General features: G+C 39.5%; 17 protein-coding genes and 5 pseudogenes. 3 read left to right on the top strand and 19 right to left on the bottom strand.

What is annotated here, in order from left to right; all coding sequences use genetic code 11:
• Positions 1-6: 6 nt before the first annotated feature.
• From QM424_RS00585 to QM424_RS00540, 10 genes and pseudogenes are all read right to left on the bottom strand, one after another.
• Positions 7-1569, bottom strand: a complete 1563-nt coding sequence (locus QM424_RS00585) for a 2-isopropylmalate synthase (RefSeq protein WP_033677351.1) — start codon at positions 1567-1569, stop codon at positions 7-9.
• 304 nt (positions 1570-1873) lie between these two features.
• Positions 1874-2530 carry an MmcQ/YjbR family DNA-binding protein gene (locus tag QM424_RS00580; RefSeq protein ID WP_414392608.1) on the bottom strand — a complete coding sequence of 219 codons (657 nt, stop codon included), beginning with the start codon at positions 2528-2530 and terminating at the stop codon, positions 1874-1876.
• A gap of 43 nt (positions 2531-2573) precedes the next feature.
• Positions 2574-3206, bottom strand: coding sequence for a copper homeostasis protein CutC (locus QM424_RS00575; protein WP_101781797.1), 633 nt, complete (start codon positions 3204-3206; stop codon positions 2574-2576).
• 92 nt (positions 3207-3298) lie between these two features.
• The gene (locus tag QM424_RS00570) at positions 3299-3658 is read right to left on the bottom strand and encodes a YbaN family protein (protein WP_414392607.1); all 360 of its coding nucleotides are present in this window, start codon (positions 3656-3658) and stop codon (positions 3299-3301) included.
• Between the two features lie 105 nt (positions 3659-3763).
• On the bottom strand, positions 3764-5851 hold the full coding sequence (gene topA, locus QM424_RS00565) for a type I DNA topoisomerase (protein ID WP_414392606.1): 2088 nt from the start codon (positions 5849-5851) through the stop codon (positions 3764-3766).
• A gap of 117 nt (positions 5852-5968) precedes the next feature.
• Positions 5969-6817 carry a DNA-processing protein DprA gene (dprA, locus tag QM424_RS00560; protein ID WP_414392605.1) on the bottom strand — a complete coding sequence of 283 codons (849 nt, stop codon included), beginning with the start codon at positions 6815-6817 and terminating at the stop codon, positions 5969-5971.
• Positions 6818-6922: 105 nt separating this feature from the next.
• A pseudogene (locus tag QM424_RS00555) lies at positions 6923-7366 on the bottom strand (EamA family transporter); the annotation flags it as partial.
• A pseudogene (locus QM424_RS00550) lies at positions 7356-8224 on the bottom strand (phosphotransferase). The pseudogenes QM424_RS00555 and QM424_RS00550, both read right to left, overlap by 11 nt.
• Positions 8225-8240: 16 nt before the next feature.
• Positions 8241-9263, bottom strand: a complete 1023-nt coding sequence (locus tag QM424_RS00545) for a ribitol-5-phosphate dehydrogenase (RefSeq protein ID WP_000609896.1) — start codon at positions 9261-9263, stop codon at positions 8241-8243.
• A 4-nt stretch (positions 9264-9267) separates the two neighbouring features.
• Positions 9268-9975 (bottom strand): IspD/TarI family cytidylyltransferase, encoded by a 708-nt coding sequence (locus QM424_RS00540; protein WP_101784756.1) that lies wholly within the window; start codon positions 9973-9975, stop codon positions 9268-9270.
• 334 nt (positions 9976-10309) lie between these two features.
• On the opposite strand from QM424_RS00540, the pseudogene QM424_RS00535 reads away from it, so the two are divergent.
• Both QM424_RS00535 and QM424_RS00530 read left to right on the top strand, forming a co-directional pair.
• Positions 10310-10552: pseudogene (locus QM424_RS00535) on the top strand (lipopolysaccharide biosynthesis protein); the annotation flags it as partial.
• A gap of 50 nt (positions 10553-10602) precedes the next feature.
• A pseudogene (locus tag QM424_RS00530) lies at positions 10603-11965 on the top strand (IS3 family transposase).
• A gap of 88 nt (positions 11966-12053) precedes the next feature.
• On the opposite strand, the gene gla reads toward QM424_RS00530, so the two are convergent.
• From gla to QM424_RS00500, 6 genes and pseudogenes are all read right to left on the bottom strand, one after another.
• A complete protein-coding gene (gla, locus tag QM424_RS00525) occupies positions 12054-12923 on the bottom strand; it encodes an aquaglyceroporin Gla (RefSeq protein ID WP_049491488.1) in 870 nt (289 codons plus the stop codon).
• A 263-nt stretch (positions 12924-13186) separates the two neighbouring features.
• Positions 13187-13867, bottom strand: a complete 681-nt coding sequence (locus QM424_RS00520; protein WP_214614714.1) for an MgtC/SapB family protein — start codon at positions 13865-13867, stop codon at positions 13187-13189.
• A gap of 56 nt (positions 13868-13923) precedes the next feature.
• Entirely contained in the window at positions 13924-14127 is a 204-nt protein-coding gene (locus tag QM424_RS00515) for a hypothetical protein (protein WP_414392604.1), read from the bottom strand.
• 93 nt (positions 14128-14220) lie between these two features.
• On the bottom strand, positions 14221-15450 hold the full coding sequence (locus tag QM424_RS00510) for a tetratricopeptide repeat protein (RefSeq protein WP_414392603.1): 1230 nt from the start codon (positions 15448-15450) through the stop codon (positions 14221-14223).
• Entirely contained in the window at positions 15440-16606 is a 1167-nt protein-coding gene (locus QM424_RS00505; protein WP_414392602.1) for an AI-2E family transporter, read from the bottom strand. Before QM424_RS00505 ends, QM424_RS00510 begins: the two co-directional genes overlap by 11 nt.
• Before the next feature lie 117 nt (positions 16607-16723).
• Positions 16724-18706: pseudogene (locus QM424_RS00500) on the bottom strand (peptide ABC transporter substrate-binding protein).
• 177 nt (positions 18707-18883) lie between these two features.
• On the opposite strand from QM424_RS00500, the gene QM424_RS00495 reads away from it, so the two are divergent.
• On the top strand, positions 18884-19897 hold the full coding sequence (locus QM424_RS00495; RefSeq protein ID WP_414392601.1) for a lactonase family protein: 1014 nt from the start codon (positions 18884-18886) through the stop codon (positions 19895-19897).
• A gap of 45 nt (positions 19898-19942) precedes the next feature.
• Here the strand turns inward: QM424_RS00495 and QM424_RS00490 are convergent, their stop codons facing one another.
• The 3 genes from QM424_RS00490 to QM424_RS00480 all read right to left on the bottom strand — a co-directional run bounded on the left by QM424_RS00490 (position 19943) and on the right by QM424_RS00480 (position 22857).
• On the bottom strand, positions 19943-20362 hold the full coding sequence (locus QM424_RS00490) for a F0F1 ATP synthase subunit epsilon (RefSeq protein WP_414392600.1): 420 nt from the start codon (positions 20360-20362) through the stop codon (positions 19943-19945).
• A gap of 10 nt (positions 20363-20372) precedes the next feature.
• Positions 20373-21779, bottom strand: a complete 1407-nt coding sequence (gene atpD, locus QM424_RS00485) for a F0F1 ATP synthase subunit beta (protein ID WP_000094357.1) — start codon at positions 21777-21779, stop codon at positions 20373-20375.
• A gap of 199 nt (positions 21780-21978) precedes the next feature.
• Positions 21979-22857 (bottom strand): F0F1 ATP synthase subunit gamma, encoded by an 879-nt coding sequence (locus QM424_RS00480; RefSeq protein WP_000301216.1) that lies wholly within the window; start codon positions 22855-22857, stop codon positions 21979-21981.
• Positions 22858-22864: the final 7 nt, after the last annotated feature.

The raw sequence follows: 22864 nt of genomic DNA, 5'->3' as shown, positions 1-22864 counted from the left end.
TCTCCTTTACACACTAGGCATGTCGCGATAGGAAACGCTACGTCCCATCTCACCAGCATTCTCTTTTTGAACAAAGGTATTGGCATTGATGTAGGCAATAGCCGAAGCCTTCAACACATCGAAATCCAGACCTGCTGCGTTAAAGATGGTTTCTGTATCTCTGTTTTCAACAGTGACCAAAACCCGAGCTTGGGCATCAATTCCATCTGTCACCGCGTCAATAGTGTAAGACACCAAGCGGACGGATTGGTTAAAGAACTTATCGATAGCGTTAAAGATTGCTTCAACGGAACCTTGCCCTGTCGCATTAAATTCGACCTTCTCACCATCCATATTAGCCAGGCTAACAAGCGCTTCGATGTCATTATCTGCATGGGTTTGCAGTTGTAAATCATCAAAGTGGAAGCCTTCTGGGTTTTCAACCATAGTTCCAGCGACCAGCGCTCGAATATCTGCATCTGTGATTTCTTGTTTCTTATCGGCCAATGCCTTGAACTTAGCAAAGAGTGGTTTGATGTCCTCTTCTGTAAAGTCTAAGGCCAGTTCTCTTAGTTTCTCGACAAAGGCATGGCGACCAGACAATTTTCCAAGTGGGAGGCTGTTACTCTTGACACCGACCAATTCAGGGGTGATAATCTCATAAGTGAGAGGATTTTTAAGGACTCCATCTTGGTGAATACCAGATTCGTGAGAGAAGGCATTGCCACCGACCACAGCCTTGTTTTTAGGAACTGGAATACCTGAGAAGCGAGAAACCATTTCTGACGTATTGATGGTCTCATTTAGGACAATACTGGTTTCTGCTTGATAGTAATCTTGGCGAATATTGAGAGCAACTGCTATTTCTTCCAAAGCAGCATTTCCAGCTCTCTCACCAATACCGTTGATAGTTCCTTCAACACGTCCTGCCCCATTCTTGACGGCAGCAAGGCTATTAGCTACTGCCATTCCAAGATCATCATGACAGTGAGGTGAATAGATGATCTGGCGATCCGTCTTGACATTCTCAATCAGGTATTTGAAGATGGCTCCATATTCCTCTGGTGTGGTAAATCCTACCGTATCAGGAATATTGATATAAGACGCCCCTGCATCAACCGCTGTTTGAACAACTTGCAAGAGGAAATCCAACTCTGTTCTGGTCGCATCTTCAGGAGAGAATTCGACCACTTCAAACTTAGAACGGGCATAAGAAACATGCTCCTTAATAGCTTCCAAAATCTCTTCCTTGCTCTTATTGAGCTTATACTTACGATGAATCGGACTGGTAGCGATAAAGACGTGAACCTGTGGATACTTGGCATCCTTGAGGGCCTCGTAACAAGCATCAATATCAGACTTGACCGAACGTGCCAAACCAGTCACCGCTGTTTTCTTCAAGACCTTAGCAATCTCCTGCACTGCTGTGAATGAATCAGGACTCGCCGCTGGAAAACCAGCTTCTATGGCTGAAATGCCCCATTTCTCCAGCTGTCTTGCAATGGCAATTTTTTCCTTGATTGAAAAATTAACACCAGGTGTCTGTTCTCCATCCCGAAGGCTGGTATCTAGAAATTCAACTGTTCTCATAAGATTTCCCCTTTTCCAAATGTGGTTTTTAAAAAAACATCTCGCTTAGAAGTCCAAGCGAGATGTTGATTCACTCCCGCTTGGTAAGCCAAACAGGACTAATGCTTTTTGCACTAGCCCGAGTACCTCAACAACAAAGCGAATTGATTAAACTTAGCTGTTTTCATGTTTGACTTTCTCCTTCGTTTGATATCTTGTTTAGTATTTTAGCATAGACAAAACTACTTGTCAAGAAAAAATCCAATATTTTCTGAAAATTTCTTCAGTATAGAATATTTAGCTAATTGAAAATCCTTGAAATGTTTCATTTTTTAGAAGTTAAATTCCAACTTTTTTCTATCAATTCCAGTACTATTTCATCTGATAAAGTATCATCAAAAGCCACACTAATCCAGTAGCGTTTGTTCATATGAAAAGCTGGATAAATTCCCTTTTTTAAAAGTAAGTCAGCTACTTGGTCATGCTTGAGGTTGACTGCTTCCACTAATCCTTCTCTACCCTTTTCCAGCTTATCCCAAGAGATTCTCATCAAGACGGCATACCACTTTTTATTACTTTCATGTCTTAACACTGCCGTATCAGGCGATTTCTCCCACAGATACTCCAACTGATTTCCGTACTTTTCCTGAATCTGAGCCATGATACGCTTAGTCTGAGGACAGATAAAATCCTGCACATCAAAACAAGCCTTCCGAATCTGGTAGAGAATCTCCAGACAAGCCTCACGGACACTTGCAACAAAACTTCCTGTCATACTTTCCATATGAACTTGAGGATAGAGGTCACCCATTTCCTGATCAAAGACCTGAAAACTCACATTATCAGCAGTGATGGACACAGTCATGACAAAGTCACCCTGCAAAATCTGGCAACTATAGATCCAGACTCCACTACTTTCTACAAAACCATAAGCATAAGCCTTTTCTTGATTAAACTGATAGGATTTAAAAATTTCAAACATAAGTGAAAACTGCTACCCAAAGCTAGCAGTTCCTTTCTATTTTTTAAAAGACAACCTTGGTTCCGTGCAATTGTGTCACACCTAGCTGGTCGATAAAGGTTTGACGGTTGTCCAAGTCAATCCCCCCACCTGGTAAAATTTCAATTTTACCTTTAGCATGTTCCAAAATTCTGTGGTAGTGAGCAAAACGCTTTTCTAGTGAATCGCCAGACACACCCGCACGAGTCAGGATACGAGTGACTCCAGCTTGGCTAAGCCAGTCAATAGCTTCCAACTGGTCTTCATCACTCAATTCATCAAAGGCCATATGAAAGACAATTTCCATTCCTTTTGATGCCGCAATTAGCTTCTCCAGATTAGGCATATCCAACTTCTTATCAGCAGTTAAAACCCCAAATACAACTCCTTGACTTCCAGCCTGAGCAGTCAACCGAATGTCTTCTAGCATAATAGCAATTTCCATATCATTATAGACAAAGTCGCCACCACGTGGCCGAATCATGGTCATAATGGTCGTATCATAGTTAGCTGCCAGTTCAACTGCTGCCTTAGCTACTCCATAGCTGGGGGTTGTCCCACCAACTGCTAGATTGTCACAAAGTTCGATTCGACGAGCTCCAGCCTGCATCGCTTTTTCAAGCAAGGTCACATTCTCAGCACAAAATTCGTAAATCATTTGATTCTCCTTGAAGATTACTTTAAATTTATTATATCATATTGTTCTGAATATACTTTCAATTTTATCAAGGCAAATAACTACTATTTTAACTATTCTCTGTCTGGAATGACCTTGAAGAGATAATAAGTGATAAAGATGGTCAAGGCTCCCAGACCGATTTTGACTGGTAAGAGAGGGGCAAAATAAATGGAAATTCCCATCAAGATGTAGATAGATACAATGATTTTTTTTTTGCGTTCACGCGCAATAGACCTAGTCTCGCGAAAATCAGCTACATATGCTTGATAGAGCTTGGTATGATAAAGCCAATCTTCGAAGCGCTTGGAACTTCTAGAAAAACAAGCAATAGACAACAAAAGAAAAGGCGTTGTGGGTAACAAGGGTAAAACTACCCCAACAATAGCCAAGGCCAGTGATAAAAAACCAATAATTAGATAAATAATACGCATAACTACTCCTAGTTAAAATAATCTTCTTCTAGTTTCGCATAAAATGATGAATTTTGTCAAGTTCCAACCAAAAAGAGCCTGAAATTCACTTTCAGGACTCTCCTCTTATTTAATCTTTTCTTCTTCGTAGTCACCCTTGCTACAAACAACCTGCTTGCCACCACCACGGACTTTTTTCTCCATGAGGAAGTTGCCACATTTTGGACAGTCACGACCAACAGGCTTGTCCCAAGAGGTAAATTCACATTCTGGATAGCGATTGCAACCATAGAAGAAGCGATTACGTTTGGTTTTGCGTTCAATGATTTGTCCCTGATGACAACTTGGACACTCTACACCAATCTCTTTCACGATTGCTTGGGTATGACGGCAATCTGGGAAATTACTACAAGCGTAGAACTTACCAAAACGACCAAGTTTAATGACCATTGGGCTGCCACACACTTCACAGTCAAATCCAGCTGGTTCATCCTTGATTTGGATTTTTTCCATTTCTTCTTCAGCCTTGGCGACTTCTTTAGAAAATGGTTTGTAAAAGGCGTCTATAACACGTTGCCACTGCTCTTTTCCGACTTCGACATCATCCAGCTTGCCTTCCATTTCAGCTGTGAAGGTCACGTTTACGATATCTGGGAAATATTCAACGATGAGCTTGTTAACAATTTCTCCCAACTCTGTTGGTTCAAAACGTTTGGCTGCAAGGCGAACATAATAACGTTTCTGAATAGTTTCAATGGTTGGCGCATAGGTGGATGGACGTCCAACACCATTTTCCTCCAAGGTCTTGATCAGTGTCGCTTCAGAATAACGAGCAGGCGGTTGAGTGAAATGTTGCTCTGGTTTGCTATTGACCTGTTTGACCACATCTCCAACAGCCATATCTGGTAACATCTTATTCTTATCAGAATCATTATAAATGGCAAGATAACCATCAAACTTAACCTGACTACCATTGGCAGCAAATTGAACTCCATTTTGAGACAATTTAACAGCCATAGTATCAAAGACAGCAGCTGTCATCTGGCTCGCCACAAAACGATTCCAGATAAGAGTATAAAGCTTGAGCTGATCCTTGTCCAGATACTTAGCAATACTTTCAGGTGTATTAAAGACGCTAGACGGGCGAATAGCCTCGTGGGCATCCTGAGCTCCTGAAGCATTTTTGACCTTGCTACCATGCTTAGAATACTTGCTACCAAAACGGTCCGTAATGAAACTTGCTGCTTCGTTCTGCGCTACTGGACTGATACGAGTCGAATCGGTACGCATATAGGTAATCAAACCTTGAACACCAGAACCGATATTAATTCCTTCATAGAGCTGTTGGGCAACCATCATGGTTTTTCGAGTACGGAAATTGATTTTATTGGCAGCATCCATCTGCATAGATGAAGTAGTATAAGGTAAAGGAGCATTGCGTTTGCGCTCTTTCTTATCTACCTGATCCACTGAAAAATCTTTACCAGTCAGACGAGACAAGACTTCTTTGACCTCATCATTACTAGTCAGTTTCAGCTTTTTACCATCCACTCCATAGAAGGAAGCCTGAAATTGCTTGGTTCCCTTTTTAAAGACAGCATCAATTGTCCAGTATTCTTCTGGCTGGAAGGCGTTGATTTCATTCTCACGATCAATGATTAACTTAAGCGCAATAGACTGAACGCGACCTGCTGACAAGCCCTTCTTAACTTTCTTCCACAAAATAGGCGAAATCGAATAGCCTACCAAGCGGTCTAGGACACGACGAGCCTGTTGGGCATCGACTAAGTCCATATCAATCTTGCGAGGTTCTTTAAAAGCATTTTTGACCGCATCCTTGGTGATTTCATTGAAGACCACACGGTTGGCATCATTTTCATCCAAGTTGAGAATGTGGGCCAAATGCCAAGAAATCGCTTCTCCTTCACGGTCCGGGTCACTTGCCAGAAAGACTTTATTAGCTTTTTTAGCTTCTTTTTTCAAGTCATTGATAAGAGGACCTTTTCCTCGGATATTGATATATTGCGGTTCATAATTATTTTCAATATCGACTGACATACTGGATTTCTTCAAATCACGGATATGCCCGACACTGGCTAAAACCTTGTAGTTTCTGCCTAGATATTTTTCGATCGTCTTGGCCTTAGCAGGCGACTCCACGATTACTAGATTTTTTTTAACTGTTGATTTTTTCTTTTTTGTTGCCGTAGCCACAGTATCACACCTTTTCAAAGTAATAAACTTTATAAAGTGTAAACCATTTTGCCATAACTGTCAAGACTTAGCTCCTATATATAGAAGAAAAGTTGGTCTAGAAGGAGAAATTTCGTCTTAAAATTCAAATTCTGCAAGAACATCCTGCCCGCTGGTGACCAATTTTGCCCCTTCTTGAATCAAATGATGGCAACCGTCTGATAGTCCATCTAAAATGCTACCAGGAATAGCAAAAACATCGCGCCCTTCTTCCATTGCTCGCTCACAGGTAATGAGACTCCCCGAGCGCATCTTAGCCTCTGCTACAATCACGCCACGGCAAAGTCCAGCAATGATGCGATTACGGGCAGGAAAATGAAATTTCAGAGGTTGTTCGCCAGGTCCATATTCACTGAGAACCAGATGGTCATTGCCGATGTAGTCTTGCAAGCGTTTATTGGCTTTAGGATAAAACACATCCAGACCTGTTCCAATCACTGCAATGGTTTTACCGCCATTCTGAAGTGCTGTCATATGAGCTGCTGTGTCAATGCCCTTGGCTAAGCCACTGACGATAACCAGTTCATTTTCCAAGCCTTGAATGACTTTTTCAACTGACTTAGCTCCCTGTTTGCTACAAGCACGACTGCCCACGACTGCTACCTTCGAGAATTTTAAGAGGTCAAGATTTCCCTTGTAAAATAAAAGTACAGGCGCATCATATATTTCACTCAAATCCCAAGGATAACAGTCATCTAAAATAGAGAAAGATGGAAATTTTTTAAACTCCTTCTCCAAATGCTTATCGTCTATCTGAAAATAACGTTCCATAAAAACAGCTGGATTTCTGCAACCTGATATATCTGCAATATCACCCAACAAAAGCTCCTGATCAACATTTTCACCATATTCTAGGACCTTCAAAACCTGTTGATTGGTCAAACCTGATTTTTTTAACTTATAGATTTCATAGTTTGTGATTTTCATAAATAACTCCATTTCTTTATCTACTCATCTATTTATTCGTAAAAAATCAAAAAAACATCCGACTATTTTAGCCAGATGTTGGAATCTTTAATTTTCGTTTTTAAGAATTTCTTCTAATTTCTGAGCAATTATCCCTCCAATAATCAAGACAATCCCAAACACAGTATTTTTTGAAATCTTGTGCTTTAAAAAGAAGAAAGCCAATAAAACTGAAACTGCAGGGTAGATAGCCGATACAGATGAAGCTAAGGAACTCCCGATATACTTAACCGCATAAAGATTGGCCTGCATACCGATAGGACCAGCTAGCAAGGCTCCAACGATCACACTAACATTGCGAATATTTAAGAAAATTGAGAGACGAACTTTTCCTTCTTTTACTAAAAGAAAAGCTAGTAGGATAAAGATACTCAAGAAATCGTGAGCAGCGGCCACCACAAAGGGCGACAAATCTGTAAAAATCGAAAAGATATAAGCACTAATCGTTAGACCTAACCCCCAGAAAATACCTGAGAGTAGACCAAAAGAAACTCCATTTTTATTTTTCATCTAAACCTCCATAATATGACAAACCTTTAACAGCTCTTTGGTAACGACTCACACCATAGTCACCAAAATCTGCACCTTGCTCTTCTTTGTAGACTGTCCATAGACTCCAAATAGCATCTTGTAAAATTTTATAAATGGCAATCTTTTCACGAGAGACAGGTGTTTGCTCACTCTCATAGTGAGATAAGAAGGCTTCTTCCTCTTGACGAGTGAATTCAGACTCTAAAAAGAGAGCAGCCAAATCCCACATTGGATCGTTCATTAATGAATATTCCCAGTCAATCAGATAAAGTCGTCCTTGTGGTGACTCGATAAAGTTTTCAGGCATCAAATCAATATGACAAGATTTTCTGTCAACACCTAAGTCAGCCAGTCTTTTCTCTAAGGAGAAGACTTCTTCTCTAACTGCTTCATAGTTGGCATAAGGGATTTTTTTCTCAATCAAAGATTCGTATTTTTAAATTTCTTCAAAAGGAGCAAATTCTCCTCTTAATTCCTTGCCAGAAGCATGAATGGTTTGTAAAATTGGAGCAATTTTATCAAATTTGGTCTTGATTGACGTTGAATCAAGCGTGATTGCAGATTCGATATACTCATTTACTTTGATACCAGCTTCAATATCAAAAAGATAATTTTTTACATCTAAGTCTAAATCCTTTAGTAGTTCAAGATTGTAATTTTCATCTTGACGATTGATCAGCTTTTCTGTCCCTTTACCAAAGAATTTAACAATGTATTGCTTATTTGTTGTTTTGGCCAAATAGTTTTGATTGGTCATTCCCCCAGTTGTTCAACACTGAGGACTTCCTCTTCTTGACTAAGTAGGGAAGAAATTTTTTCTTTAATGATTTTCTCCACAATTAACCTCCAGTTCTTATACTTCCCACTTAAACACGGTTTTAAAGGCTGTGTTTAAATCGGTTGCAAAGACACGGTGAATATCTTTAATTTCTCTTACAGGTTCTTCTAGATAAAGAATATTTTTGAGACGATTGGCAAATTTCTTGACTTCCATCATTTGGATTGCATTTTCAAAATCAATGCGACCAGAACGAGAGGAACCAACCAAGAGCAAGCCCTTTTCTAAGGCATCGCGTGTATTGAGATTGACTTTATACTCGCTAACACCCATCATGAGAATCGTTCCTTGAGGACGAATATAGCGAATCAAGTCATTAATGGCTGGTCCAGTACCATCACCACCACAACACTCAAAAGCATGGTCAAAGGCCAAATCTTCAGGAATATTATCAGTAATATAGCATTCTTTGGCAAAAGAGAAGAGTTCCAATTTCTCCCAATGACGACCAATAACTACAATCTCTGCTTCTGGCAAAGTATAGTTGATAATATTGGCAACCACAAAAGCTAAACTTCCATCTCCAATAACGGCGATTCGGTCACGCTTGCTATGAGCAAGGGTCAATAGACGATTCATAGCGTGCATGCCAACACTGACAAACTCTGTAATGGCTGCAACCGTATCTTCGATAGCATCATAAGCCACCACACGGTCTTTAGGGAGAGAAACAAACTCTCTCATAAAGCCATCAAATCCACTAGACAAGAAATGGGTCCCTGTCATGTAGTTCTCATAGAATTCTTCATCACTCTGCATAGGAGGCTGATTAGGAATCATAACAACTTTTTGCCCAACCTCATAGGTTCCCGTAGGGTCAGAAATAACGGTTCCACATGACTCGTGAATCATTGCCATTGGAAGTTTTTTATTCAAAACCTTGGGATCACGTTTCCCTTGGTAGTAACGCTGATCCGCATGACAGACCGCCATATAATTAGGACGGATAAGGATATGATTCTCTTGGTCAATAGCCTCTTCCTGATATTTGACATTGATAAACTTAGGCTTAGTTAGTTGATAAATTTGATTAATCATTTTACTAGTCTTTCTCAATCATACTTTTTGCAATCTTCAAATCTGTTACGGTTGTGATTTTAAGATTTGAATATTCACCCTTGGCCAAGGCCACATCTTTTCCTTTGATCACAAAGATTTTACATGCATCTGTCAAGATTTCTTTATCTTCAGCAGAAAGAGAGCCATAAAGGTCCATGAAGTCCTTGCAACGGAATGTTTGAGGTGTTTGTCCTTGATAAAGATGAGCACGATTTGGAATATCTGTAATGAATTGACCATTGGTACTTTCAACGATAGTATCAACCGCTTCTACCACTGTATCCACTGCGTCATGATTTTGAGCAAGTTTGATATTGTCCTGAATCATGCGAAGTGTAATAAATGGACGAACAGAATCGTGGGTAACAACGATATCCTCTGGAGTAAGCGGACGATAAGCATCAATGGCTTCAATGATTTTCTCAATACTTGTATTGCGGTCAGCACCACCCTTTGTAATGATGATACGTTCCTTATGAAGAGGAAGATATTTATCTACAAGATCTTCTGCATGAGAAACCCAGTCTCCATGAACCCCAACTACAATTTTTTCAATACTTGGTTCCAAAACAAATTTTTCAATTGTATGAATCAAAATAGGTCGATCACCTAGCTCTAAAAATTGTTTTGGCAAGTTACTGATTCCCATGCGTGTGCCAGTTCCACCAGCAAGAATTCCTGCATAAATCATCTGTTTTCTCCTTTGTCTTACTAAAAAAACTTATTCTCTCTATTATACCACAATCTAGTCCTATCATGAAAGAAATACCGACCCTCCCGTTCTAGAATAGAAGGTTTAAGGAGTTCTATTATTCAAAGAAACTAGTCCATTTCTAGTAATGACTAGGAATTCTGTAGTCATTACCAATAAATGGCTGTGAAATTTTAGAGTTCTTCAGAATAATATAGTTTTCTTAAAGAAAGCTTAAAATCAAACTTTGAAACTTCAAAGTGATTGCTTGACTTACTACACTTCATTTCTTATTAGCTAACTTTATGATATAACAAAAAACGAGGTAAATTGAATGAAAAGTATAAAATTAAATGCTCTATCTTACATGGGAATTCGTGTCTTGAATATTATTTTTCCCATCCTAACTGGAACCTATGTCGCGCGTATCTTGGCCCGAACTGACTATGGTTACTTCAACTCAGTCGACACTATTTTGTCATTTTTCTTGCCCTTTGCGACTTATGGAGTCTATAACTACGGCTTACGGGCCATCAGTAATGTCAAGGATAACAAAAAAGATCTGAATAGAATGTACTGACCCCCAAAAGTTAGACATAAAAATCTAACTTTTGGGGTGTTTTTATTATGAAATTAACTTATGAAGATAAAGTTCAAATATATGAATTAAGAAAGAAAGGAGAGAGCTTTAGACCACTTTCAAATCAATTTGGGATAAACATTTCTAATCTTCAGTACATGATTAAATCGATTGATCGTTATGGAATAGAAATCGTCAAAAAAAGGAAAGAATTGTTACTATTCTCCTGAACTAAAACAAGAGATCATTGATAAAGTTCTTCTTGAGGGGCATTCACAAATTAGGGCGTCTCTGGATTATGCTCTTCCAAGTAGTGGATTACTTTCTAATTGGCTGGCACAATATAAGAAAAACGGGTATACTATTGTTGCGAGAACAAGAGGGAGACCACCTAAAATGGGACGTAAACCAAAGAAGAGATTTGAAGATATGACAGAATTAGAATGTCTTCAAGCAGAAAATGAGTACTTGAGAGCGGAGAATGCCATTCTAAAAAAGTTGAGAGAACTCCGATTGAGGGACGAAAAGGAGCAAGAAGAAAAACGGAAATTGTTCAAGGACTGGTAACAGAGTTTTCTTTAGATATTCTTCTAAAGATTATTAAGCTTGCCCGTTCAACCTATTATTACCACTTAAAACAGCTGGATCAAAGCGATAAAGATTATGATATTAAAGCTGAAATTCAGTCAATTTATACTGAGCATAAAGGAAATTACGGCTATCGTCGCATGACTCTAGAATTACGAAATCGTGGCTTCGTAGTGAACCATAAGAAGGCGCAGCGTCTGATGAAAGTACTTGGTTTAACGGCTCGAATTCGCCGTAAACGGAAGTATTCTTCATACCAAGGAGATGTTGGCAAGAAGGCAGATAATCTTATTCAACGTCAATTTGAAGCAACCAAACCAATGCAAAAATGCTACACAGATGTGACAAAATTTGCCATTCCAGCAAGTAGACTAAAGCTTTATTTATCACCAGTTTTAGATGGCTTTAACAGCGAAATTATCTCCTACAATCTTTCTACTTCGCCGAACTTAGTACAAATGAAAGCTATGCTAGAACAAGCCTTTACAGAGAACCATTACGAAAATACAATTCTCCATAGTGACCAAGGAGGGCAATACCAACACGATTTCTATCATCATTTTTTAAAGAATAAGGGAATCCAGCCATCTATGTCACGTAAGGGAAATAGCCCAGATAACGGTATGATGGAATCTTTCTTTGGCATTCTTAAGTCTGAAATGTTTTATGGTTATGAGAATACGTTTCAGTCACTTGAACACTTGGAACAAGCTATTGTAGACTATATTGATTACTACAATTGATTGCTACAACAACAAACGAATTAAGGTAAAACTAAAAGGACTTAGCCCTGTACAATACAGAACTAAATCCTTTGCTTAAATTAATTGTCTAACTTTTGGGGTCAGTACAATATTATGCGTTTTTAATTTTTCTTCAATCTATTACAATAGATAGAGAACTCAATTTCTTATAGGTAAAGGAATTTGAAAATAGCTACTGCCGCAATTGCTGCTGCGATCGGTGCTACTACTGGTACCCAAGAATACCACCATTTTGAATCGCCTTTGTGCTCACCAAGAACTGATTTTGGAAGGAAAGCATGAAGGAGACGTGGTCCCAAGTCACGAGCAGGGTTCAAGGCAGGTCCTGTAGGTCCACCAAGTGATGTTACCAAGGCCATAACAAGGAATCCAAGTGCCAAGTGAGCTACTGAAAGTCCTGAAGCAGTATGTGGTGCTACTTGGGCTTTGATTGCTAAATCAGAAAAATCAACATTTTGACCTGCTTGACTAGCCATTTGTTTCATGTATTGAAGCACTTCAGAACCAAAGAAGTTTTTAGTCATTCCAAGGGCTGCAAAGAAAAGAACAAATGATCCAACAAACTCATTTACAAAACCATTAACAGTTGCTGCAAAATGTGATTCTTTTGTACCATTATCCAAACTTGAAATTGTTGAGAAAGTACCCAAAATGTTGTTTGGATTTTCAGTTTTCAAGTAGTATGGGCGGTGTGTTGCCACAACCAAGGCTTGACCAAAGATAGCACCCAAAACTTGTGCGATGATATAAGGCGCAACTTGTGCCCAAGGGAAGAGACCGCTGATTGCAAGTCCAAGAGTGAAGGCTGGGTTAATGTGGTTACCAGATACGTTACCAAACATCAAGGCTGGGATCATAACCCCCATACCATAACCAACAGCGATAACGATCCAGCCACTTTGGTGACCTTTCGTACCTTTAAGTTCAACGTTGGCAACTGCACCATTTCCAAGAATGATCAAAATAGCAGTTCCCAAAAATTCAGTGGCATATTTAATTGCCCATGTGAAATCCATTTGATAGATTCTCCTTAAAATTTTTTAGACAATCCTTATTCTATCAATTTTTACATCTTTTAGCAACTACTTTTCCGAAAGATTGTGATAGAAAGCGATTCCAAAACTTATAAACTAATCTTTGTTTTCAAGACATTCCCAATTCATTATGTTATCTGCGATAATATGATTCTTTTATGTCAATTCCTCCTGACACATAGTATAGGGAATAAGAAGTATCTTTCCCCATTCACCAATAAGAGTTTTGCTATGAAAACAAAACTCTATCCTTCTAATGAAACAATCTTAACCTGATTTATATAAAAATTCTCGTCGCATTGCCATAAAACCTCAGCCATATTTTTGTAAGAAATGGACTTATCGTGATCAGCTCTAATTGTGAGATTATAGCCACTTTCATTCCTGTCCATATCAATATTTAGATTATAAAATCCCTTCTGTTCAATGAGAATATTCAAGGTATCAATTGAAGGTTTATTGGTAACAAATCCAGTCATTCTGATATGATAATGGGTATCGCTTTTCAAAAATTTGGAACTACTTTTCTGAACAGAGACGACAATCAGACTGCAAAATAAGCCTAGAAAAGCAAATCCTGCACCAATTGCCATCCCAATCCCTGCAGTTGCCCAAATACCAGCTGCTGTGGTAATCCCACTGATTTTTTTATCCCTCATGAAAATAATACCACCACCAATGAAACTAATTCCACTGACAATTTGGGCCGCAACCCTAGAAGTATCATAATTAGGCGTATCCAAGAAAGCTTCTTTTGATAAAATCATCATTAAAGTTGCAGTTAAGGCAACCAAGATATGAGTCTTTCTCCCAGCCTGCTTGTGCTTAGACTTTCTTTCATAGCCAATGATAAAACCAGAAAAACAAGACAACAAAATGAGAATAATATGTCGGACTTCAATCGGTAAAGCTATCGTATCAAGCATTATTTCCCTCCTCTATCACTCATAATTTTATATTATAGTCCTAGTTATAACTTTTTTCAAGAGAATATATTATACTCTTCGAAAATCTCTTCAAACCACGTCAACGTCGCCTTGCCGTAGGTATGGTTACTGACTTCGTCAGTTCTATCCACAACCTCAAAACAGTGTTTTGAGCTGACTTCGTCAGTCTTATCTACAACCTCAAAACAGTGTTTTGAGCAACCTGCGGCTAGTTTCCTAGTTTGCTCTTTGATTTTCATTGAGTATTAGTTAAAAATGGTACTTTTTAAAACAAAAAAACTGCAGTTATCCTCTAGAGCCATAACTTGCAGTTTTCTGTAATGTATAGATTTTTACAATCTCTCAAATAGTTCTTGCATTTGAACATCGTCTGGAACCAGTTTTAAGTAAGCTTGTGCATTTACTTTTGCTTCCTCAAAGTAGCCCAATTCACGCAAGAGATAGATATAGTGTTCTAGAAATTCTGGATTGTCCTTCAAATCACCTGCCAACTCTTGGTAATGATCATAGGCAGCATCTAAATCGTCCAATTCTTGATAAGAACGAGCAATCATCCACTTGGTCAAAAGGTTTTCTGGCTCCTCGCTCTGCAAATCTAGAATATCCTCATAACGCTCCTGCTCCAGATAAATAGTTGCCAAACGAAGCAAGATTTCTTCTGTATCCTCAGCGTCTTCTTTTGCAGTAAGGAGATAATTTTCTGCTCCGCTAGCATCATGTAATTCATAAGAAAATTGTGAAGCAGCTAGCAAGAGGCGAGTTTCAAAGGGATTTTTCTCCAAGCCTTGCTTAGCAATGCGCAGGGCTTCTGCAACTTGATGTTCCTTATGTAAGGCCTGACTGTAACCATACTCATATCCTTCAAAATCAGGTGAAATGGTATCGAGCTGCTTAAAATAAAGGACAGCTTTTTGGTATTCTTCTTGATCAAAGTAAAGACTGGCCAACTCAAAAGCTGTTAGGTCATCGTATTCCAACTCCAGGGCTTTTTCTAAAAATTCTGTGGCCGTTTCAAATTTTCCTAACTGGGCATAGGCAAAGCCAATTCGTTGATAGGTAGAAATACCTGTTTGCTCATAAATCGAGCGATTATCTAACTGAGCATAGCCTTGAATAGCTTCTTGGTAATTTGCCAACTCACTATCCAACTCTGCTAATCCCAATATCAAGAGAGGATCCTCTGAATAACTCAAAGCCTCCAATAATTTCTCACGCGCCACATCTGTCAAACCTTCCAGCTGGTAAAGGTCTGCCTTCAGAGCCAAAGCCGAAACATACCAGTCACTGTCGGGTTGGATTTCCTCTAGGTAAGCAAAGGCTTCTTCGATTTGACCATCCTCGCTAGCAATTGCTGCTAGATTTAGATTAACCTCTGGGAAATCCTCTACAATTTTCAGGTAAATTTCCTTAGCCTGAGGATAGAAACCAATTCCTTCTAGATAAGTGGCTAACTCATAAAGAAGGTCACTTGGATCACTTTCTAACGCTTTGACGAAATAGTGCTCAGCCTTGGTTAAATCTTGTTCCTCCAAGGCATGTAACATCTGTTGACTATTGTTCACTCTTGACTTCCTCTCCCTCTAGTTCATATAGACCACTGACTACCTTATACCATTCAAAAATCGCCGAAATGACAACTTTAGCAGAGGCATAAACCGGAATACCGAGCAAGACTCCCCAAATACCAAACATGGATCCTGAAGTTAACAAGACAAAGAGAACATTAATGGGATGGATGTTTAATTGACTTCCCAAAATCAATGGAGACACAAAACGGCCTTCAATAGTTTGTTCTACGATAAAGACAATCACCACTTTTAAAAGCATGATTGGCCCTGCAATCAAGCCCAATACTAAGGCAGGAAGCATGGCTAGGAAGCTACCAAGATAAGGAACCAGATTTAAAATACCAGCAGTAACACCCAGCGTAACCGCATAGCGTAGACCAATGATCTTGAAGAAGATGATAAACATTACCGCAACAATAATAGCCACTGTTACTTGTCCTCGAACATAGTTTGACAACTGCTGATTCACATCTGATAAAACTTGTCCAACAGGTTCTTTCAATTTCGTTGGCATGAATTGGGTCAAATAGTGACGCAGGCCTTTCCCATCACGTAAGAGATAAAAGAGCATGAACGGAACGATAATCAAGGCAACAATCACTTGAGAAGCCCCGCTAATAAAGGCGCTCACCCAGTTGACTGCCTGAGATGAAACCTTACTTGCCCAAACTGTAGCCTGACTTGAGAAGTTTGTCAAAACTTGCTCTAACTGGGGTCTGAAATCATCTGGCAAACGCTTGGTGACCAAATCATCAATAACTCGATCAGCATCTTCAAGGTAGATTGGTACATTTCTTGCAAAAGTTAAAACCTGACGTTGCAGATTTGGAATGGCTACTGCCAAGCCCCAAATGATAAAGAGGGCGATGATGACAAAGACAATAGTGATAGCTATAACGCGATTAATCTTATGCTTCTCCATCCAATCAACAATAGGATTCAATAAATAATATAGCAGACCGGATAGAATGACCGGCAACATCACAACTGCTAAAAAGTCTAAAACAGGTGAAAATAGAAAACTAATCTTACTTAAAATAAACAGATTGAGTCCCAATAATAAGGTTACTAAGAATACCGTAATGGCCTTGTTATCCAAAAACCACTTGAAAAACCAAGATAGGCTAAAATGTTTCTCTTTTTGTTCCATATATAATTCCTTTCTGTCGCTCTCTCATTATACCATTTTTGAATCAAAATAACTCTTTTTTAAAGTGCTTACATAGAGACAGCGACATAAAAAATCCCCTCAAAAGAGGAGATTCGATTAGTCTTGAATATGATGGTCTAAGTTCTTCTGATAATCAGCGTTTGATTTGGCTTTTTCATCAGCAAATTTCTTGCGGAACTCATCCATTTCTTTAGTAGTGACAATCTTATCTTGGATTTTCAGATACTTGTAGCTATTTTCACTAGTCTTGTCACCTACCCAGCCACCGGCACCACTGCCAGGAACCATTTTCGTCACTAGCATTTGAGCACCATCAGAGTATACTGGAGTAACAAGTGCACTATCTGACAACCAAGCTTGGGCCTTAGCATATTTGGAATAACGTTTTTGAAGGTCCGTTTTCTCACTGTTTGCATCATCAATCAATTCTTTGTATTTATCCAATCCAACTGTTTTAATGACTGGATTGTCTGTTCCTGGTGCTACACCAAGAGCACTTAGGAGACTTGGACCTGAAGTTGGATCAAATACATCTAGATAAGTCGATGGATCAGCAAAGTCTGGACTCCAACCACTGACTGCATTAATATCCCAGTCGGTATTGGTATTGGAAGTAGCTAGAACAGTCATACTTCCCAATTCGTCATCAGAAACTTGTTGAATATCAACAACTACATTGTCAGAGCCTAAGGCTTCCTCAATGGATTGTTTATAAGACTGAACCTGACGAATAAAATCTGGATTTGATGAAGAAATTGGCAAATCTAAATGAATTGGGAACTGTACTCCATCAGCTTGGAGAGTTTTCTTAGCAGCTTCAAACTTAGCCTTAGCCTTGTCTACATTATGAAGTGAATCTTGGGCATCATCAAGACTGACATCTTTCCAGATATTATCCAATTTATCCAATTCTGTCTTAGTAACTTGACCAAATGTTTGATCTCCTACTTGAACAAATGTTGGAGGAGTGAAACTTGTCCGTAACTTACGAGGTCCTACTTCATCACCAAATACTTGAGAGATCCCTGCTTTACGATCTACCGCAAAAGCCAAGGCTTGACGGAAATCTTTGTTTAACAAGGCTTTCTTAGTAGAAGTTTTTTCTGCATCACTTGTTTTAGCAGTGTGATTGTAATTTACACGGTCGATATTGGTTGAGATATAAAAAACTCCCCCACGCTGTTGACCATACACAATATTATCCTTGTATTTTTCTTTTAGACGTTCATAGTTGGCAGAGTTTTTAAAGAGAGGCGCAGCTGGATAATGTCCCTCATCAAAACCGCGTCCTAGGGAGTCTGCATCTTGGCCATCAAAGAAGGATAACTTGATATCATCAATAAAGACATTTTGTTTATCCCAGTAGTTTTGATTTTTGGTCATTTCGATAGAAGACTTAGATGTAAGGCCTTTGAGGAGATAAGGCCCATTGTATAGAATGCTCGTTACATCAGTTGGTTTACCAAAGTCATCTCCTTTAGAAGCTAAAAAGTCTTCATTTACTGGTGCAAGAACTCCCATTGTTGTTTTTGAATTCCAGAAAGATTCTGGATGATTCAAAGTATAAACAACAGTATAATCGTCTGTTGCTTTTACACCAACAGTAGAAAAATCCGTTGTTTTCCCATTTACATAGTCATCCAATCCTTTAATTGATTCCTGTACCAAATAGAGGGCCTGTGATTTTTTATCTGCTGCATGCTTCAGACCAGTTACAAAGTCCTGAGCCTTGACTTCACCATACTCTTCCCCCTCATTGGTATACCATTTGACACCCTGACGGATTTTATAGGTATAGGTCAAACCATCTTTGGAAACAGTCTAATCTTCTGCAACTGATGGAACCAGATTCCCATATTGGTCATTTTCAAGTAAACCGTCAATAACGTTACCTGTGACCTGTTTTGTGCTGACATTTCCAGAAACTGTATAATCCAGAGTCGAAGGATCTGATGAAAATACATAGGCATAAGTAACTGGTTTATTTGCTTCTTTATTAGCATTACCAGATGAACACGCTGCTAGGACAGCTGCCGAGAGTACAGCAACTCCTGCTGCTAAGAAAACACGTTTTTTCATAGTCAAACTCCTTTGATAATTTGTATAGGATTATTATATCACTTTTGTTAAGTAAATCAATGAAAACATTCTTGATATTATCATGAAAAGAATTAGGCAAAACACTTGCCAAGCTTGATTTTTTCATACTACCATTTTTGTGATATAATAGTCTTATCTTTATATAGAGGTAAAGTTATGAAAGAAACTGTTTATTTTGGAACTTATACACGTCGTACTTCTCAAGGGATTTATAAGGCAGACTTTGATACAGAAACTGGTCAACTTGCAAATCTAGAACTTTTTGCACCTGAGCCAAGTCCAACCTATCTTGCTTTTGACCAGCACCAACATTTATACACCGTTGGTAGTCAAGACAATAAGGGGGGGATTGCAGCCTATCAAACTGATGGGACTTTATTAAATCATGTCGTTGAAGAAGGAGCTCCCCACTGTTATGTTGCTGTTGATGAAAAGCGTGATTTGGTCTATGCAGCAAACTACCATAAAGGACAGGTACTCGTTTATAAACGTCAGGAAGATGGTAGTCTTCTACTTAGTGATGTAGATCAACACAGTGGCCAAGGTCCACATGAAAACCAAGCATCTCCCCACGTTCACTTTACAGACTTAACACCTGACCACTATCTAGTGACTTGTGATTTGGGAACTGACCAAGTCATCACTTACGATCTTGATCAAGAGGGGAAATTATCTAAACTCTATACCTATCACAGCCAGCCAGGAGCAGGTTCACGCCATATCATTTTCCATAATCACTATAAAATCGCTTATCTGATTTGTGAACTCAATCGCACTATCGAGGTTTTAATTTACGATGGTGTTGGTGAATTTGAACGCATGCAAGTCATTTCAACTTTACCAGACGGTTACGAAGGATTTAATGGAACTGCTGCTATTCGTCTCTCTAAAGATGGTAAATACCTCTACGCTTCTAACCGTGGTCATGATTCTATCGCAGTATATACAATCCTTGCGGACGGTAGCCTAGAGTTATTAGAAATCGTTCCAACACATGGTCAAACTCCACGTGATTTTGATTTGACACCAGATCAAGAATTCCTTATTGCTGTCCATCAAGACTCTGATAATGCGACCGTCTTTAAACGCAATCCTGAAACTGGTCGTCTAGCAGAACTTTCCAACGACTTCCATGTCCCAGAAGCAGTCTGCATCAGTTTTGCTCCTTAAGAAAACATAAAAAATGAACTTGGAATTTTCAAGTTCATTTTTTTCTTATAGTCTATTTCCGACATTAATACGGTTAATGGCACGTTGTAGTGCAATCTTCGCACGACGTTCTTGATCAATCAAGTTTTTGTCTTGTGCTTCTTCAATTTCACGCTCTGCTCGAAGCTTGGCACGTTCTGCACGACTGATATCGATATCACGAGCACGTTCTGCAGAATCCGCAACGATTGTGATGGTATTATTGGCAATTTCAATAACGCCTCCGTTTACTGCAATCCAGTTCACATGATCTTCATCATCAATACGTTTTACCTTTACTTCATCAACTGCTAAAACCGCAATCATATTTTCATGTCGTGGCAAGATCCCCATCTCACCATCCAGAGTTCGAACCGATACATAGCTGGCATGGTGATCATAGACGAGACCATCTGGTGTCACGATCTGGACAGTTAACTGAGCCATAGATCACCTCTTAAAATCCCATTTTTTCAGCTTTTGCAATCACATCTTCGATAGAACCTACACCACGGAAGGCATCTTCTGGCAAGTGGTCATGTTTACCATCAAGGATTTCCTTAAATCCACGAACAGTTTCAGCAACTGGAACATAAGAACCTGGCTGACCAGTAAATTGTTCCGCAACGTTAAAGTTTTGTGACAAGAAGAACTGGATACGACGGGCACGAGCAACCAAGGTCTTTTCTTCATCAGAAAGCTCATCCATACCAAGGATAGCAATGATATCTTGCAACTCATGGTAACGTTGAAGGACACGTTTTACTTCAGCAGCAACTGCATAGTGCTCTTCTCCAACGATTTCAGGTGCTAAGGCACGTGAGCTTGAAGCAAGTGGATCAACGGCTGGATAAATACCCAATTGTACCAACTTACGTTCCAAGTTTGTTGTAGAATCCAAGTGAGCGAAGGCTGTTGCTGGCGCAGGGTCAGTATAATCATCCGCTGGCACATAGATAGCTTGGATAGAGGTTACAGAACCCTTCTTAGTTGATGTAATACGTTCTTGCAATTGACCCATTTCCGTAGCAAGTGTTGGTTGATAACCAACGGCTGATGGCATACGACCCAAAAGGGCAGATACTTCTGAACCAGCCTGAGTGAAACGGAAGATATTATCGATAAAGAGAAGTACATCTTGGCCTTCTACATCACGGAAGTATTCAGCGATTGTCAAACCAGTAAGGGCAACACGCATACGTGCTCCTGGTGGCTCATTCATCTGACCAAATACCATGGCTGTTTTCTCGATAACGCCTGATTCTTTCATTTCCCAATAAAGGTCATTCCCCTCACGAGTACGTTCCCCAACACCAGTAAATACTGAAATACCACCGTGTTCTTGGGCAATGTTGTGAATCAATTCTTGGATTAAGACGGTTTTACCAACTCCGGCACCACCGAAAAGTCCAACCTTACCACCTTTAAGGTAAGGGGCAAGAAGGTCGATAACCTTAATCCCTGTTTCAAGGATTTCAGAAGAGGTAGACAACTCATCAAAAGTTGGAGCTTTTTTATGAATTGGCTGACGCTCTGCGTCTTCTGTAAAAGGAGCTTCCAAGTCAATGGTATCTCCCAAAACGTTGAAGACACGTCCCAAAGTTTCTTTACCTACTGGTACAGAGATTGGACGACCTGTGTCCAATACTTCCATTCCACGAGTCAACCCATCTGTTGATTCCATGGCGATAGTACGGACCATACCATCTCCCAACTCCAAGGCTACTTCAAGGACGATTTTTGTTTTTCTTTCGTCATTTTTGTAGACGACAAGTGCATTGTTAATCTCAGGAAGTTTTTCCCCTGCTGCAAACAAGACGTCTACAACGGGACCGATAACCTGAGCAATTTTACCTGAACTCATCTCCTTCTCCTATTCTATATAAGATACTGTCGGTTCCTAGCTCAACTAGGTCCTAATACTCTTCGAAAATCTCTTCAAACCACGTCAGCTCTATCTGCAACCTCAAAACAGTGTTTTGAGCAGCCTGCGGCTAGCTTCCTAGTTTGCTCTTTGATTTTCATTGAGTATAAGTTCATTTTCATACGAGCTGGACTAGAGCCTATTCTAAGGCACTAGCACCCGCTACGATTTCTGTAATTTCTTGTGTAATCGCCGCCTGTCTGGCACGGTTATACTGAATTGTCAAATCATTAATGACTTTCTTAGCATTATCAGTCGCTGTTTGCATGGCTGTCATACCTGCAGCATTTTCAGCTGTCTTGGCATCGATAATAGCCCCGTAAATCATACTTTCTGCAAACTGAGGCAACAACTGCTCCAAAATTTCTTCTCGACTGGTTTCCAATTCAAAAGTCAAGCTGTAGTCTTCATCCGCTTCATTGGGATCCAAGTCAACAATCGGAAGCATTTGTTCCACACGCATTTGACTGGTTAGCGTATTGACATGGTGGTTGTAGCAGACATAGAGCTCATCAAAGAGTTCATTTTGGTACATTTCAACAGTTTTTGAAATAATCTTACGAACTTCATCAAAGCTAGGTTGGTCTGCCAAGCCACGTAGTTCATAAAGTGGTTGAATACCACGAGCCTTAAAGAAGTCAGCTCCCATTCCACCAATACAGATCATTTCAAAACCTTTACCGTCTGGATGGTACTCTTCCTTCAACTCCATAACGGCTTTCAGAATAGAAGAATTATAACCTCCAACCAAACCACGATCTGAAGTAATGACGATATAGCCTGTCTTCTTAACTGGACGGCTAATCAACATCGGATTGGTTGAACCACCAGCTCCATTACCATGAAGGATATCTGTCAAAAGTTTACGAACCTTCTGAGCATAAACTTGGAAGTTACGAGCTGCTTCTTCAGAGCGACCTAGCTTAGCAGCCGATACCATTTGCATGGCATTAGTGATTTGACTCGTATTTTTTGTTGAGGCGATTTTTGTTTTAATATCATTTAGAGATACTGCCATCTGACAC

Origin of the sequence: Streptococcus mitis, from assembly GCF_047464945.1 — a bacterium.
Taxonomy (GTDB): domain Bacteria; phylum Bacillota; class Bacilli; order Lactobacillales; family Streptococcaceae; genus Streptococcus; species Streptococcus mitis_EA.
Note: the sequence above shows the minus strand (reverse complement) of the source record. Positions and strands in the feature narration are given on the sequence as shown.

Coding starts and splice junctions, on each gene's coding strand:
- QM424_RS00585 (WP_033677351.1), bottom strand. CDS start 1,569: ATGAGAACAGTTGAATTTCTAGATACCAGCCTTCGGGATGGAGAACAG.
- QM424_RS00580 (WP_414392608.1), bottom strand. CDS start 2,530: ATGTTTGAAATTTTTAAATCCTATCAGTTTAATCAAGAAAAGGCTTAT.
- QM424_RS00575 (WP_101781797.1), bottom strand. CDS start 3,206: ATGATTTACGAATTTTGTGCTGAGAATGTGACCTTGCTTGAAAAAGCG.
- QM424_RS00570 (WP_414392607.1), bottom strand. CDS start 3,658: ATGCGTATTATTTATCTAATTATTGGTTTTTTATCACTGGCCTTGGCT.
- dprA (WP_414392605.1), bottom strand. CDS start 6,817: ATGAAAATCACAAACTATGAAATCTATAAGTTAAAAAAATCAGGTTTG.
- QM424_RS00545 (WP_000609896.1), bottom strand. CDS start 9,263: ATGATTAATCAAATTTATCAACTAACTAAGCCTAAGTTTATCAATGTC.
- QM424_RS00540 (WP_101784756.1), bottom strand. CDS start 9,975: ATGATTTATGCAGGAATTCTTGCTGGTGGAACTGGCACACGCATGGGA.
- gla (WP_049491488.1), bottom strand. CDS start 12,923: ATGGATTTCACATGGGCAATTAAATATGCCACTGAATTTTTGGGAACT.
- QM424_RS00520 (WP_214614714.1), bottom strand. CDS start 13,867: ATGCTTGATACGATAGCTTTACCGATTGAAGTCCGACATATTATTCTC.
- QM424_RS00515 (WP_414392604.1), bottom strand. CDS start 14,127: ATGAAAATCAAAGAGCAAACTAGGAAACTAGCCGCAGGTTGCTCAAAA.
- QM424_RS00505 (WP_414392602.1), bottom strand. CDS start 16,606: ATGGAACAAAAAGAGAAACATTTTAGCCTATCTTGGTTTTTCAAGTGG.
- QM424_RS00495 (WP_414392601.1), top strand. CDS start 18,884: ATGAAAGAAACTGTTTATTTTGGAACTTATACACGTCGTACTTCTCAA.
- QM424_RS00490 (WP_414392600.1), bottom strand. CDS start 20,362: ATGGCTCAGTTAACTGTCCAGATCGTGACACCAGATGGTCTCGTCTAT.
- atpD (WP_000094357.1), bottom strand. CDS start 21,779: ATGAGTTCAGGTAAAATTGCTCAGGTTATCGGTCCCGTTGTAGACGTC.
- QM424_RS00480 (WP_000301216.1), bottom strand. CDS start 22,857: ATGGCAGTATCTCTAAATGATATTAAAACAAAAATCGCCTCAACAAAA.